Annotated in this window: 11 protein-coding genes; 8 read left to right on the top strand and 3 right to left on the bottom strand. The window is 46.8% G+C overall.

The window, feature by feature from the left end; all coding sequences use genetic code 11:
* The first annotated feature begins 16 nt into the window (after positions 1 to 16).
* The gene (locus EPB59_RS06030) at positions 17 to 1,213 is read left to right on the top strand and encodes a DEAD/DEAH box helicase (RefSeq protein WP_154171836.1); all 1,197 of its coding nucleotides are present in this window, start codon (positions 17 to 19) and stop codon (positions 1,211 to 1,213) included.
* Between the two features lie 70 nt (positions 1,214 to 1,283).
* Here EPB59_RS06030 and EPB59_RS06025 read toward each other — a convergent pair whose 3' ends face one another.
* On the bottom strand, positions 1,284 to 1,886 hold the full coding sequence (locus tag EPB59_RS06025; protein ID WP_055027099.1) for a TetR/AcrR family transcriptional regulator: 603 nt from the start codon (positions 1,884 to 1,886) through the stop codon (positions 1,284 to 1,286).
* 106 nt (positions 1,887 to 1,992) lie between these two features.
* Between EPB59_RS06025 and vceC the strand changes: the two genes are divergently transcribed.
* From vceC to vceB, 3 genes are read left to right on the top strand one after another with little or no spacing between them, the layout of a single operon-like run.
* On the top strand, positions 1,993 to 3,447 hold the full coding sequence (vceC, locus tag EPB59_RS06020) for a multidrug efflux MFS transporter outer membrane subunit VceC (RefSeq protein WP_154171835.1): 1,455 nt from the start codon (positions 1,993 to 1,995) through the stop codon (positions 3,445 to 3,447).
* 13 nt (positions 3,448 to 3,460) lie between these two features.
* Positions 3,461 to 4,648: a multidrug efflux MFS transporter adaptor subunit VceA gene (gene vceA / locus EPB59_RS06015; protein ID WP_055050749.1), complete on the top strand. Its 1,188-nt coding sequence runs from the start codon at positions 3,461 to 3,463 to the stop codon at positions 4,646 to 4,648.
* A 9-nt stretch (positions 4,649 to 4,657) separates the two neighbouring features.
* A complete protein-coding gene (gene vceB, locus EPB59_RS06010) occupies positions 4,658 to 6,193 on the top strand; it encodes a multidrug efflux MFS transporter permease subunit VceB (protein ID WP_055034509.1) in 1,536 nt (511 codons plus the stop codon).
* A 73-nt stretch (positions 6,194 to 6,266) separates the two neighbouring features.
* On the opposite strand, the gene EPB59_RS06005 is transcribed toward vceB, so the two are convergent.
* Positions 6,267 to 8,003, bottom strand: coding sequence for a methyl-accepting chemotaxis protein (locus tag EPB59_RS06005; protein WP_154171834.1), 1,737 nt, complete (start codon positions 8,001 to 8,003; stop codon positions 6,267 to 6,269).
* A 222-nt stretch (positions 8,004 to 8,225) separates the two neighbouring features.
* Positions 8,226 to 9,710, bottom strand: a complete 1,485-nt coding sequence (locus EPB59_RS06000) for a carboxypeptidase M32 (protein ID WP_195707073.1) — start codon at positions 9,708 to 9,710, stop codon at positions 8,226 to 8,228.
* 286 nt (positions 9,711 to 9,996) lie between these two features.
* Between EPB59_RS06000 and hcp-2 the strand changes: the two genes are divergently transcribed.
* The 4 genes from hcp-2 (at position 9,997) to EPB59_RS05980 (ending at position 15,605) form a co-directional block, all read left to right on the top strand.
* The gene (gene hcp-2, locus EPB59_RS05995) at positions 9,997 to 10,515 is read left to right on the top strand and encodes a type VI secretion system effector Hcp-2 (RefSeq protein ID WP_001142921.1); all 519 of its coding nucleotides are present in this window, start codon (positions 9,997 to 9,999) and stop codon (positions 10,513 to 10,515) included.
* Between the two features lie 127 nt (positions 10,516 to 10,642).
* Positions 10,643 to 12,694 carry a type VI secretion system Vgr family protein gene (locus EPB59_RS05990; protein WP_154171832.1) on the top strand — a complete coding sequence of 684 codons (2,052 nt, stop codon included), beginning with the start codon at positions 10,643 to 10,645 and terminating at the stop codon, positions 12,692 to 12,694.
* On the top strand, positions 12,691 to 13,479 hold the full coding sequence (locus EPB59_RS05985; RefSeq protein ID WP_055050754.1) for a DUF4123 domain-containing protein: 789 nt from the start codon (positions 12,691 to 12,693) through the stop codon (positions 13,477 to 13,479). The genes EPB59_RS05990 and EPB59_RS05985 overlap by 4 nt, the downstream gene beginning before the upstream one ends.
* Positions 13,476 to 15,605, top strand: coding sequence for a phospholipase effector Tle1 domain-containing protein (locus EPB59_RS05980; RefSeq protein WP_154171831.1), 2,130 nt, complete (start codon positions 13,476 to 13,478; stop codon positions 15,603 to 15,605). The genes EPB59_RS05985 and EPB59_RS05980 overlap by 4 nt, the downstream gene beginning before the upstream one ends.

Here is a 15,605-nt window from a genome sequence, read left to right as displayed (position 1 = left end):
TATTTCGAGTAAATTCATGCCTTTTTCTCAACTTGGTTTAAGTGACGTTCTCACCCACACTGTGGCGCAACTTGGTTACCAAACTCCAACTCAAATCCAAACTCAAGCTATCCCTGTTATTTTACAAGGGCGAGATGTTATTGCGGCGGCGCAAACCGGTACCGGAAAAACAGCCAGTTTTGTCCTGCCGATCCTCGAAAAATTGCGCCAAGGGCAAACACAACGGAAAAAGCGCGTTCGCGCATTGATTCTTGTGCCAACGCGAGAGCTCGCGATGCAGGTAGCGGAAAAAGTGGATCAATACGGTAAAGCCACAGGGTTAAAAGGCCTAGCTGTATTTGGTGGTGTGGATGAACAAACTCAAAAGCAACGCTTGATTGAGGGTGTCGATGTGTTGGTGGCAACACCGGGACGTTTGATGGATCTGTATGGTCAGCGCGCCGTCTATTTCGAAGAAATCGAAATGGTGGTACTCGATGAAGCTGACCGCATGTTGGATATGGGCTTTATTGAAGCAATCAATAAAATTATTGATTGCTTGCCAAGTGAAGTGCAGTTCTTACTATTTTCCGCGACACTGTCACGTAAAGTTCGTGAACTGGCGAAAACGGCAGTCAATGATCCTTATGAAATTACTATTGCGGCCAACCAAGCTTCAAAAAGTAATATCAGCCAGTGGTTGATCTCGGTGGATAAAGACACCAAATCGGCGTTGCTAAGCCATTTAATTACTGAACAGCAGTGGGATCAGGCACTGATTTTCATCGAAACCAAGCATGGTGCAGCCAAACTGGTAACACAGCTAGAAAAGCGCGGGATTCAAGCCGAAGCATTTCATAGCGGCCGTAGCCAAGCGATTCGTGCACAGTTGCTTGACGATTTTAAAGCAGGAAAAATCAAATACTTGGTTGCAACCGGTGTTGCGGCGCGAGGAATTGATATTGAGCAGCTGTCTCGTGTGGTGAACTACGATTTACCTTTCCCTGCCGATGAATATGTCCACCGAATTGGTCGAACCGGTCGCGCAGATGCGGTAGGTGAAGCCATTTCGTTTGTGTCGAAAGACAACTTTAAAAACTTATGCATGATTGAAAGCCGTTTAGGTCATTTGATTGAGCGCCGAGTGGTCGAAGGTTTTGAGCCTAAAAAGCCCGTGCCAATTTCGATTCTAAACTATGTGCCGAAACATAAGCGTGTAACGCAAGAACAATAAAGAGTGATCGAAATAATAGCGATTAAAAAAGCCGGGAGAATCCCGGCTTTTTTGTGTCTTGCTTTTACTATCAGTTTGGCGCGTAAAGGCACAAAAATGCGTCTACCGCCCGCTGGGTCGTTGCTTTGAGTTCACTGGGTGTCGGCTTATCAATGGCACCTAATGAGAACGGTTCAAAATATTGCGCCGAAAGCAAGGCTTTGAAATGCATGGCGGCGACCCAAGGATCACACTCTTTCAGTGAACCACACTCAATTTGACAAGCAATATAGCGGCTTAAGCGTGTCCAACCCCGTTTAGGGCCATTTTCATAATAATGCCGCCCAATTTCAGAACGATCTGCTTCGTGAATCGCCATGCGATAAATCGCCATCACATCTGGTGTTAAAACAGAGTTCAAAAAATTGTAACCAAATTCTAATAGGGCGGGTTTTACCTCTCGATTTTGGTCCAAAGAGAGGAAAGAAAGGGCTATTTGCTCTGTAGCTGATGATTGCATAACGGCAGCAAATATCTCTTCTTTCGAACTAAAATAGTTGTATAGCGTCGCTTTTGAGCCCCCCAATGTCTTCGCAATATGTGACATAGAAGTTTGCTCAAAGCCTTGTTGTGTAAAGGAATCTTTCGCAATTTCTAAAATTGCTTGCCTTTTTTCTTCACTTTTTACCCGCATAAAATCGTCTATTTCCAGTTAGAAATTGTGGATAAGTTTCTCTTGACGATTTCCTTCTGTCAAGAGTATAACTGTACAGTACGGTTTAGTTATAAGGTTTTCAAATGTGAAAAATAGCGTTCAATCGGTAGGTTTGCTGCATAAAGCCGCACCTTATTTTGCCATTTCTCTGCTTAGCGCCTTAGTTTTAACGGGGTGTTCAGTACCTGAACATCACAATGATCTGGCGGTGATGCGAGAAGCCAATGAGCTTAGCTCGACCAACATTTTTTCTCACCAAGCTGAAATGGACTGGCCATCAGCAAATTGGTGGCAACGCTATCAAGATGAACAATTAAACCAACTGATCGCGGAGGCGCTGCAGCACTCACCCTCATTAGATGTCGCTATAGCTCGGCTCAAAGGTGCACAAGGCCTAGCTCGTCAGGCAGGAGCGGCTCGATCATTTGATCTCGGGTTAGCGGCATCGGCCACGGAAAGTAAAGTTAGCGAACGTTATCAATCAGCCACGCCGCCAGATGGATGGAATGATTACGGTACGTTGACCCTAAATTTTCAGTATGACTTTGACTTCTGGGGAAAGAACCGAGCAGCCGTGACGGCGGCGACTTCTGAATTAGCGGCGGCTGAAGCGGAAGGTGTGGCAGCGCGTTTGATGATCAGCACATCAATTGCTAATGCCTATGCTGAGCTGGCTCGTCTTTATGCCAATCAACACACAGTACATGCCGCATTGGAAGTGCGTAACAAAACCGTTGAGCTTTTAGAAAAACGCTATACCAATGGTTTAGAAACGCTAGGCTCAGTAAGCCAAGCGAAAGCGATTGCGGCGAGTGTGGAAGCCGAATGGCTTGGAATTAATGAATCTATTCAGTTACAGAAAAATGCTTTGGCCGCTTTAGTGGGGCAAGGTCCTGATCGTGCGCTCATGATTACTGAACCGCATATCCAATTAACTCATCGTTATGGTTTGCCCTCTGAAGCGGGCGTTGGGTTATTGGGACATCGTGCGGATATTACTGCAGCACGTTGGCGTGCTGAGGCTGCATCACAACAGGTGGGCATTGCTCAAGCACAGTTTTACCCAGACGTTACCTTATCCGCGTTTATTGGTTATCAAGCATTTGGTCTGGATCATCTGTTTGATAGTGGCAATAACGCTGGTGCGATTGGTCCGGCGATCTACTTGCCGCTGTTTACTGGGGGGCGTTTAGAAGGGCAACTGACTTCTGCTGAAGCACGCTATCAAGAAGCGGTCGCTCAATACAATGGCACGTTAGTGCAAGCTTTGCATGAAGTGGCAGATGTGGTGACGAGTAGCCAAGCTTTACAAGCACGAATTAACAAAACACAACAAGCCGTTCAGCAAGCTGAGCAAGCATTGCATATTGCGACAAATCGCTATGAAGGTGGCTTAGCCACGTATCTGGATGTTTTGGTGGCTGAAGAATCCTTACTCAGTAACCAAAGAGCGTTAGTCAATTTGCAATCACGCGCTTTCAGCCTAGATTTGGCGCTGATCCATGCGCTAGGCGGCGGTTTTGAAACAACAGAATCTTAATGGGTTATCTTCAATGAATTCAAATAATACTGACACCGAGTTTGATGGTGAACGCGCAGCTCAGTCGCGTAAAAAAGGGTTTCTCGGATTAGCGGCCGCAATTGTGGTTGCAGGGGGGAGCTATGCACTCTATTGGCACTTTATCGGGTCACGCTACATTTCAACCGACAATGCTTATGCGGCAGCTGAAATCGCCGAAGTCACGCCAGCCGTGGGCGGGATTATCGCGCAAGTGAATGTGGTGGACACCGAGTATGTCAAACAAGGTGATGTACTTGTGCAGTTGGATGATACTGATGCGCGATTGGCTTTGCTCCAAGCTGAAGCGGATTTGGCTCTCGCAGAACGCCGTGTGCGTAGCTATCTAGCAAATGATGAAGGGTTGACCGCGATGGTAGAAGCCCAAGAAGCCAATGAACAGCGCGTGAAAGCGCAATTTAAAGCCGCACAAGCGGATTTTGAGCGCGCCAAAATCGATTTATCTCGTCGGGAAGATTTAGTGCGTTCGGGATCCGTGTCTGGTGAAGAGCTGACGAATGCCAAAACAGGGTTTGCACAGGCTCAAGCGAACTTTAACGCCGCAAAAGCCGCTATGGCTCAAGCTCAGGCGACCAAACTATCGACCATCGGCTCACAAAAAGCCAATGCTGCGTTGACTGATAACACGACCGTAGACAGTAACCCGGAAGTCTTACTGGCAAAAGCGCGTTATGAACAAGCGAAAATCGATCTCGAACGGACGGTTATTCGCGCGCCGATCAGTGGTGTGGTTGCTAAGCGTCAGGTGCAAGTTGGGCGTCGTGTACAAGTGGGTATGCCATTAATGACCGTAGTGCCGACGACTCAGATTTATGTCGATGCGAACTTTAAAGAAGTGGAACTTCGCAACGTGAAAGTAGGCCAACCGGTGACGTTAACAGCAGATCTGTATGGTGATGAAGTGACCTATCATGGAGTGGTTGTTGGTTTCTCTGGCGGCACGGGCTCTGCGTTTTCCATGATCCCGGCGCAAAATGCAACAGGGAACTGGATTAAAGTGGTACAGCGTCTACCGATCCGTATCGAGCTGGACCCTAAAGATCTGCAAGCCTACCCATTGCAAGTCGGGTTATCTATGATTGCCACGGTAGATACTGCAGGTAATACGGATCCGCAAACCTTAGCCCAATACCGCGCCGCGAAAGCCTCAACGCAAGGCTAAGGTGAATTCATGAGTCATAACACTGACAATGAGATTCAACCCTTATCAGGATGGGCACTGTTTTTCGGTGCCTTATGTCTGGCAATGGCGAATTTTCTCGCAATTTTAGATACGACCATCGCTAACGTATCGGTTTCAAGTATTGCAGGGAGCTTAGGCACGTCAACCAGCCAAGGGACTTATGTCATCACCTCTTATGCGGTTGCAGAAGCGATTTCAGTGCCTCTTACTGGGTGGTTGGCTTCGCGGTTTGGTTCTATTCGGGTTTTTGTTACCTGTTTTCTGTTATTTGGTGTTTTCTCTCTGCTTTGCGGTTTGGCCAATAGCATGAATATGTTGGTGATGTTCCGGATCTTTCTCGGCTTTGCCGGCGGGCCTTTAATGCCACTCTCGCAGACCTTGATGATTCGGATTTTCCCGAAAAACAAAAGCCATGCTGCGATTGGTATTTGGTCGATGACCACGCTTGTCGCGCCGATTATGGGGCCAATTTTAGGGGGCGTTCTGTGTGATCAGCTCAGTTGGCCGTACATCTTTTTCATCAAAATGCCTTTTGCGATTGCGGCAGCACTGCTGTGTTGGAAGCTACTGAGAAAATTTGAAACCAAAACCAAACATTCAAAAATTGATAAAGTGGGGCTGGCGCTACTGGTTGTGTGGGTCGCGGCACTGCAATTGATGTTGGATGAAGGTAAAGATCATGATTGGTTTGAATCCTCACGTATTGTGATGTTGGCAGCGATTGCCGTGATTGGCTTTATCGCGTTCTTGATTTGGGAATTGACGGAACGTAATCCGGTGGTGGATTTAAAGGTATTCCGACATCGCGGTTACAGCATGAGTATGGTGACGTTGTCACTCGCTTTTGGTGCTTTTTTTAGTATCTCGGTACTGACACCGTTGTGGTTACAAATCTATATGGGTTACACCGCGACTATCTCAGGCCAAGCAACCGCAAAAATGGGGATTTTAGCGGTATTTTTGGCACCTATTGTGGCAAATTTGTCGTCTAAGTTTGATCCGCGGCCGTTCGTTTTCTTCGGCGTAATGTGGTTAGGGCTATGGACTTTCATGCGCGGTTTTAACACGGTGGACATGACGTTCTCGCAAATCAGTTGGCCTTTATTCTTCCAAGGCATCGGCATGCCGTTGTTCTTTGTGCCATTGACTGCGATTGCCTTAGGTAGCGTGAAACCCCATGAAATAGAATCGGCTGCCGGCTTGATGAACTTTATCCGAACCTTGTCTGGTGCCTTTGCTACCTCGATGATCAATACATCGTGGGAACATGAAACACGTTATGTTCATGCTGAGTTGGCAGGTTTAACTGATAAAGCCGGAATGGCTACTCAGGCCATGCAAAGTTCAGGGATGAGTGCTGAGCAGAGCCGATCGGCGATGGATTGGATGCTACAAAATCAGAGTGTGATGGTGGCAACCAACCAGCTATTTATCGTGATTGCTCTGATCTTTGCTTTTGCGGCATGCATGATCTGGTTTGCACCCAGACCAAAAAAGGCTGTGGATACATCCGCAGTGCATTAAATAATAACGGCGTAATACCCAAGGGTGTTACGCCGTTATTCCATCGAGCTGATGAGTCTTGTTAGGTGGAAGGTTACTGCACCCTAAATCGTCCCACGACATCCCCTAACCCGTGGGAGGTGTTTTGCAACTCATCACTGACGGAAGTCACTTGCGCCGCGTTGTTGTTAAGTTCGCGCACCATCTCTTGAATTGCTGCCATGTTTTTGCTCACTTCTTGCGTTACTTGGCGCTGCTCCATCGCTGAGGTCGCGATTAAGGTATTGAGATTGTTGATTTCTACTACCGAATCGGTAACCACGTTGAGCGAGTCCATCACATGATTAGTGCGTTCAGCTGTTTCTTCGCTGTGAATACGGGTTGAATCCATTTCTTTTACTACGTTTTCCGTAGTGGTTTTCAACGTCGCTAGCATGTCATTAATTTGCGAAGTGCTTTGCTGTGTGCGAGAGGCTAATGCACGAACTTCATCAGCGACTACCGCAAAACCTCTACCTTGTTCACCAGCACGAGCAGCTTCAATTGCTGCGTTGAGCGCCAGTAGGTTAGTTTGTTCTGCAATCGCGCCGATGACTTGTAATACGGTGGTGATCTGTTTTGTGTCCTCGCTCATGCGCGTGATCGTTTCCGCCATGGAGGAGACTTGGGTCACTAGCCCGTTCACACTGTTTACGGCTCCGCTAACGGTTTGCTTTGATTGATCAGCGTAGCGATTGGTTCGTTCTGTCAATAGCGCAGCATCATCCGCACTCTGCGCAATAGCACTTGCACTGGCGCTCATTTCTTCAATGGCGGTAATGGCTTGTTCAGTTTCTTGCGTATGTTGGTTCAGTGTATTGAGATTAGACCGCGCCTGATTGCTTAAATGCATCACCGCATGATCAATTCCTTTCGATGAATCTGCCACTTCAATAAACATCTGTTGCAGTTTCTCAATGAAAAGGTTGATGGAGTGAGAGATGTGACCGATTTCATCGTTTGATTCCACCGCAAGGCGTTGGGTCAAATCACCATTACCTTGTGATAGGTCTGCGACCAAAGCGTTGAGGCGGCTCAATGGCTTAAAAGAGACGTGCAGCATGACAACACTGGCAACAATAATGACCGAGGCACAGACGAGAAGCGCGAGGGTAATTCTCCAGTTGAGCTGATCGGTATTGGCCTGAATAGCGGCTAAATCGATGTAGCCAATCAATTGCCAATCTTGTCCTGCAAAATTGATTGGGCGAATAATCGGCGTGAGATTCTCACCCTGTTTATTAGTAAAAATCACACTGCCATTGGCCATCAACTCTGCAAAGCTACCTTCAGTTGCGTAATCGATCATCATTTGGCTAAAGGCGGAAAGGTTGAACACGAAGAAATCAACCGAGTCATCAAAACGCTTGACTGAAAAAGTAATCGTCGGCTGCCCCTCATGCAATGTCACTGGGCTAACCACCACAGCATCACCATGATTTTCAGCGAGACTCACGTACTGCTGTGCATCTTCTTCGCTCATATTGCCTGTATCATCAAAGGCATATCCGTTGACGATCTTAATGATTTTATCGAAGCCCGAACTGGCTTTGGTTTCACCAATATCCATCATGCTGAAATTCAAACTTTGCGCGAGAGCTAACTTACTGTTCAGTTCGTTTTCGAGCTTACGCTGCATTAAGTCAATGTTATGTGTGATGTTGTGGCTATCGGCGTTCTGGATGTAACGGCTGATAAAATGGTTAACACTAAAATATGAGGTGATGATGGTCAGCGAGATAATCGCGATGATCAGAGAAATTATCTTGTTCTTAAACGAGAGTTGGGTCATAGCACTTTACATCCTTAAAAGTGATCAATTTGGATGGCATTTCCTACGCCATTGGAAAAACTCATGCAAAAGTTTGAGTCACATACTAAGTGAGCTGTGTCATGGTTGCAATTGTGTTGCATCTATTTACAGAATTTATCTCGACTATGCCGAGAAATGGCGTTGATGGGGCTGAGTGTTCCAGGTATAAAGAACCCCACGTGCGGTGGGGCTCTTGAACGATCACTTCAGATAGCGTTGGCTTAAGTGTGTCTTGAAATGCTCAGGATTGAGGGTTTCTCCGGTAGCCTGTTTAACCAGTTCATCGGTGCTAAATAAGCTGCCTTTACTCCAGATATTCTCAGACAACCAAGTAAAAATCGGTGAGAGATCGCCGCGGCGAATCGCGCCATCCACATCCACGGTTTTCTTCATCGCCGTCATAAATTGTGCGGCATACATGGCACCTAAGGTGTAGCTTGGGAAGTAACCAAAGCTGCCATCGGTCCAGTGAATATCCTGCATACACCCATTTTGGTCGTTGCCTTTGGTGCTTAGGCCTAAGTAAGCCTGCATTTTTTGATCCCAAAGTTCTGGCACATCAGTGTGTTTGATTTTGCCGTTCATCAAATCCCGTTCGATTTCAAAACGCAGGATCACATGAGCTGGGTAGGTGAGCTCATCCGCATCCACGCGGATAAAATCTTTCTGCACGCGCGTGTAAAGTTTTTGAATATTCTCAATGAGGAATACAGGGTCATTCATTGCCGAAAAATGGTTGCCTGCCAGCTTGGCGAGGTGAGCAATAAACGCAGGGCTACGACCCACTTGCATCTCAAAGAACAGAGATTGCGATTCATGAATGCCCATTGAACGCGCTTCGCCAGCCGGAGTGCCTGCCAAATGCTTAGGTAAACCTTGCTCGTAACGCGCATGGCCAGTTTCATGCACGATGCCCATCAGCGATTGAACAAACTCACTTTCGTTGTAGCGTGTGGTAATGCGCACATCACTTGGCACGCCGCCACAGAAGGGGTGCACACTTTCATCAAGTCGGCCGTGGTTAAAATCAAATTGCAGCAGCTTCATCACATCCAGCCCCAGCGCCTTTTGGCTTTCAGCAGGATAGTGGCCTTTGGGGGCGATAAAACTTTCGCTACTCTGTTTTTCAATCACCACGTCAATTAAGTTGGGTAGCCAAGTTTTGACATCACTAAATACGCGATTGAGCTGTTCAGTTGTCGTGCCCGGCTCGTACAGCTCCAGCATCGCATCGTAAGGTTTTTTACCGGTTGCTTCGGCACGAATTTGCGCTTCTTCTTGAGAAAGTTTGACCACCTCCGCCCAGTTTTTCTCAAAACCGGCCCAATCATTGTTTTTACGCTGGCTGCGCCAAGCGTGCTCACATTTGGAGCCGGCCAGTGATTGCGCTTCGACTAAGGCTTCAGGGAGAACTGTTGCTTGTTGCCATTGGCGTTTCATTTCGCGCAGGGTGGCTTGCTGCTCGGTATTGAGCGTTTCGCTTTCTGCTTGCGCAAACCAATCGGCTAACTGTGGCTGAGTCATTAAACCGTGAATATGCACAGAAAGTTCAGCCATAGCTTGCGAGCGCGCTTCTGCACCGCCACTGGGCATGACGGCGGCTTGATCCCAACCGACAATAGATGACAAATGATTGAAGTTAGAAATTTTTTTAGAATGTTTTACTAATTTATTGAATGCATTCATGGAAATAGCCTTCCGTGACGTTAAATGAAAGCGAAGTGTATCAATCAGGAAGCCCATAACCAAGTGATGAGAAGCGCGTTTTTTCATCAAGATGAATCTTGCCCACCAAGCAAGATCTTGCTCAAGAACAGGCAGGTTTTTGCTTTATTGATGGAGATAATTGAATAACACATTGATTTTAAATGGTAAGTAAGTTGGCATCGACCTTGCTCCTTCTCTGGCGACGGTGCGCTTAGCGCGTTAACGCTTTCATTTTGTTTAATGATTTTTTAGAAAGGAAATAGCCATGCCAACTCCATGTTATATCTCTATCGACGGCCAAACTCAGGGTCTTATCACTGCGGGCGCATGTACTGCAGACTCTATCGGCGATTCATTCGTTGAAGGTCACGAAGATGAGATGCTGGTTCAACAGTTTGATCACGTAGTGACGGTACCGACTGACCCACAATCAGGTCAACCTTCAGGCCAACGCGTGCACAAGCCATTCAAATTCACTGTCGCGCTGAACAAAGCCGTTCCTCTGCTGTACAACGCACTGTCTTCAGGTGAGAAGCTGAAAACCGTTGAGCTGAAATGGTACCGCACGTCTATCGAAGGCAAACAAGAAAACTTCTTCACCACTAAGCTGGAAAACGCGTCTATCGTGGACATCCACTGTGAAATGCCACACTGCCAAGACCCAGCAAAATCTGATTTCACTCAGAATGTGACTGTGTCTCTGTCTTACCGCAAAATCACTTGGGACCACGTTAACGCGGGTACTTCAGGTGCGGATGACTGGCGTAAGCCAATCGAAGCGTAATTTACGCTCCGAGGATATCGCTCACCTTCGGGTGGGCGATTGTAAACCTTAAACCCAGAGTATCGTTTGACGCGGTATTGTGGGTTTAAGGTTTTGCCATTTTTAATGTAGGGGAAGGAAAGGCAGGATGGCGACATTAGCGTACAGCATTGAGGTGGAAGGGCTGGAAGATGAGACTCTGGTGGTCAGAGGCTTTCATGGGCAGGAGTCACTCTCTAATAGTGTCTTTTTAGAGCAGGCCTGTTACGGGTTTCGCTACGAAGTGCAATTGGCGAGTAGGGTATCAAACCTCACCGCCGAGCAGATGGTGGATAAGCGTGCCGAGCTCAAGCTTTACCGCAACTCACAACTGGTGCAGCGCGTGCATGGCATTGTGCGCGCTTTCAGTCAAGGCGATATCGGCCATCACCATACTTTCTACGAACTCACCTTAGTCCCTGCCTTAGAGCGCTTATCTCTGCGCCACAATAGCCGCATTTTCCAAAAGCAGACTGTCCCTGAGATTATTTCTATCTTGCTGCAAGAGATGGGCATCAACGATTACGCTTTTGCGCTCAAGCGTGATTGCGCGCAGCGTGAGTTTTGCGTGCAGTATCGTGAAAGCGATATCGACTTTCTGCACCGCCTCGTCGCCGAAGAAGGCTTGGTGTACAGCTTTGTCCATGAAGCGGGTAAACATACGCTCTATTTCAGTGATGCCAGTGACAGCCTAAGCAAACTGCCTGAGCCTATCCCCTACAACGCCTTAGCGGGCGGCACGATGGATACGCCGTATATCCACGGCTTAACCTATCGCACCCAAGCGGAAGTGAGCGAAGTTCAGCTCAAAGACTACAGCTTCAAAAAGCCAGCCTACTCCTTTTTACAAACCGTGCAGGGCACGGAGCTGGATTATCAGCAAACCCGCTACCAACATTTTGATGCGCCGGGGCGTTATAAAGACGATGTCAACGGTGAAGCCTTTAGCCAAATCCGTTTAGACTACCTGCGCCGCCATGCCCACACTGCGGCAGGGCAGAGCAACCAGCCGCTGCTGCGTGCCGGCTATAAGTTTGACCTGCAAGAGCACCTTGACCCCGCGATGAACCGCGATTGGGTGGTGGTCTCAATTAACCATCAAGGTGAGCAGCCGCAAGCGTTACAAGAAGAAGGCGGCAGTGGTGCAACGACCTACAGCAATCAGTTCAGCTTAATTCCGGGGCATCTTCACTGGCGCGCTGAGCCACAACCCAAACCGCAAGTCGATGGCCCAATGATAGCGACGGTTGTTGGCCCTGAAGGCGAAGAAATCTTCTGTGATGAACACGGACGGGTGAAAATCCATTTCCCGTGGGACCGCTACTCGAACGGTAACGAGCAGAGCTCCTGTTGGGTACGAGTGTCGCAAGGTTGGGCGGGCAGCCAATACGGCTTTATCGCCATTCCGCGCATCGGCCATGAAGTGATTGTCTCTTTCTTAAATGGCGACCCAGACCAACCGATCATCACCGGACGCACTTTTCATGCGACCAATACACCGCCATACAGCTTGCCAGAGCACAAAACCAAAACCGTGCTGCGCACCGAGACGCACCAAGGGGAAGGGTTTAACGAGCTCAGTTTTGAAGACCAAGCGTGCAAAGAGCAAATCTACCTGCATGCGCAGAAAGACTTCGATGGTTTGGTGGAAAACGACCACACCACGGTCATTCGTCACGACCAACATCTGACCGTTGAAAATGACCAGTTCACCCAGATTAAGCGCAACCAACACCTGACGGTCGAGGGAGAAAGTCGAGATGCGGTAACGGGCGAGCAAGTGCTGAGTATTGAAGGCTCGCTGCATGTGAAAGTGGGCAAAGTTTGGGTCAATGAAGCGGGTACAGAGATCCATGTGAAAGCGGGACAGAAAGTCGTGATTGAAGCGGGCTCCGAGATTACCGTTAAAGCGGGCGGCAGCTTTGTGAAAGTCGATCCGGCGGGGGTGCATCTGTCTGGTGCTTTGGTCAATCTCAATTCTGGTGGCAGTGCTGGAAGTGGTAGCGGCTTTGGCGGTGCAATGCCCGCCTTACCGGGCGGCTTAGAGCCTGCCGTGACACTGGCTCCACCGCAAACCATCTCTTACCAAGCGTTGCTACAGGCCGAGCAAGCGAATGTTCCTGCGGTGAAGGTGTGTCCTTTAGCGGGAGCAAACTCATGATTCAGCAATGGTTAGTGAAACAAACCACACCAGTCTTCTGGTTATTAGATCAGCAAGCCTTTAAACAAGTTATTGCGGCTAATAATGGGTTAGTGTTTGACGGCACTCAGATTCTATTTCATGGCGAAACATTTGCTCCTGTGATGAGTTTGTCACCTTGGTTAATTCCTGTCTCCGACAAGGTGCTGGAATTGCCGGATGAGCTGTTACAGCAAGGCATTTTCTTAACCAGTCATAGTTCTACAAGTGAATTATTAAGCCATCTCCAAAGCCTTTTGATTGCAGCACTAGAAGGCGAAGAAGTACTGTTTCGGTTTTATGATAGGCAGGTCATTGTGCCCATGTTGGATGAGATGCGAGATCTGGAACGCAACGAATTTTTAGGGCCAGTAGATAAATTAGCCATCGTTAAACAAGGAATATTTCAAGAATGGGTAAATACGCGTAGTTCCGAGTTTATCTATCAGCCTGCACCTTGGTGGAAAATACAGCCTTATCATTTGATGCCACTTTATCGAACCGAAGTGCATGCTCAAGTTTTAGAACGACGTTTTTGGGAAAAACTTCCTTACGTAATGGAACAGCTTGATGAGCCACAACAATGGATTAAAACCATTTTAGATGAAGCTAAGCAGGCTAATTTGGGGCACGAGAATGCAGAGTACTTAGTTTTAAATCACTTGTGGAAAGCCTCATTAACCACTCTAGAGCAGCTGAGTGATGCACTTCATATTAATCAACAAGAACTTCAGGAAATAATGCAAATTCGGGAGAAATTAGCATGAGTAGCACAGGTGCCCATCCACATTGTCAACCTTGTGAGAATCTCAAACATTGGATTGAAATTATTGTGCGGGATGAACAGAACCAGCCCTTTGAAGGTGTGAGTGGTGTTTTGATTGACGCAATGAAAAATAAGCATCCAATTGAGCTCAGTGCTTCACCTATCCTGATTGAAAATCTTGCGCCCGGTCCTGTTGAAATCGAGTTGGATTATGATCAGTGGTTGAAAGCTGCGCAAGATAAAAGTCACCCAAAAAATGAAGAAAAAGCTAAACCGGTTGAAGAGTTTTCTAGCAGTTACAGTGCCCACAAGAGTGGTCCGGTGGTTTATCAAGAAATTACGACGGGTGATTTGACCAAATTACCGAAAGAGATCGTATTACCAACTAACCATCAAAAAGGCAAAGCCGGAACGCTAAAACTCTTTACAGATAAAACCTATATTCTTCAAGTTAGGGCATACAAGTTTATTACTCTTCGAGTCGGAATGTTCTTTGATGGTACTGCTAACAATACGTACAGCGCCCAATGGGGAAAACAACAATTAGAAAATTACTATCGTAAATGGAAAGCAAAATACGATGCTGAATGCGAAATTAATTCCAAAAACGGTAATGGAGCAAAAAAAGAAGTCCCAATTACGGCACTTTCTAGTGATTGTTTTACCTATCCGAAAAAGGATAATTTCATCCTCTCCTTATTCAAAGATGATGAGGGAGAAATAGAGACGGTTGCGGGTAGTGCAAGTAATGAATTAACCAATGTTCAAAAACTGTTCGATTTATACTCTCAAGACAAATTTTTTAAAGAAAAAAATATGTTTAGCCATGCTGAGTATATCACTGGGATTGGTACGGGAAATAGCACCGCGATTGCTCCTGCAGATGAGTCGATCGTTGTCGGGCAAGGCTTAGGAATTGGTAAGTATGGAGTTACAGCCAAAGTCACTACAGGGATTCAAACACTTTCTCAAAATATAGAACAGGTTACCTCTACATTTGAAACAGTTCTTAAAATGAAAGTCGATGGTATAGAAAAGCTCCAATTTGATGTTTTTGGATTTAGTCGTGGAGCGGCTGCCGCAAGACATTTCATCAATATGGTATTGGATGGTGAAAATGGCGAATTTGCGAAGACGTTTACATTAGGCTGCCAGAAAGCCGATTTACCACTCATTTACGCTTTTGATTGGGATGAGGTCGATGAAATAAAAGCGAATTGCGAAATCACCTTTGCTGGTTTGTTTGATACAGTGGCCTCAGTAGTCAATATTTTTTCTAAAAACTCCTCTTTGGGCCTAGATCTCAATACACACACGGATAATGGTGATGTAAGACTATGGATTGACCCTAGACGAGTCAGGCGTGCCGTACATTTAACTGCGGATCCGACCATTGAATGCCGAGATAACTTTAGTTTGAATCATCTCAATTCTACGGATGAAGAACATTTTCATGAATTTGTTTTGCCAGGCGCTCACTCAGATATTGGGGGCGGCTATTACTCTAGGCTCAGTTTTAACAATCAAGGGTATCTGCTGCCTGTTTTAGAGAAGAAACTTGTTAAGCGTGTGAGTCGTACGTTTTCCGATCGCTGGGATGAAGAGAAAACCAAGCAATATGTGTTAAATGAGCTAGAAAAATATAAGGTGCTAGATAGGCTTACGGGTTGGAAAGATGAGGATTACGTGGTTGAGCCGTTGGACGTTCGTCAAGAAGGTAAGAAAGATGGGGGGCAAGTGACAGGCAAACTTTATATTCAACGTCAAGTGGAAGGGGATCTCTCGCGTTTGTACTTACGTTTAATGTACGGTTTGGCCGAGTTCCATGGCGTTCCCATGTCCGACGAAAATTCCGAAGTCTGGGAAGATAAAGATATGCGTCACTACAACATCGAAGATTATGGCAGCGGCTTTGCCAAGATCAATCAAAGCGTACTAGAGCTAGCTAAAAATGGGCAATATTCAGCGTTGCAACAGAAGCTCTCAATCCCAGAGCTAAAGACAAATCTCATGGCATTGAATCTCTTCCACCATTCATCCGGTGATGATATTGGAATGTCTCCGTTGTGGGACGAAAAAGCAGGCTGCTATAAAAGAGCCAGCTATCCATGCGAACAAGGAAAATAA

Origin of the sequence: Vibrio metoecus, assembly GCF_009665255.1 — a bacterium.
Classification (GTDB): domain Bacteria; phylum Pseudomonadota; class Gammaproteobacteria; order Enterobacterales; family Vibrionaceae; genus Vibrio; species Vibrio metoecus_B.
Note: the sequence above shows the minus strand (reverse complement) of the source record. Positions and strands in the feature narration are given on the sequence as shown.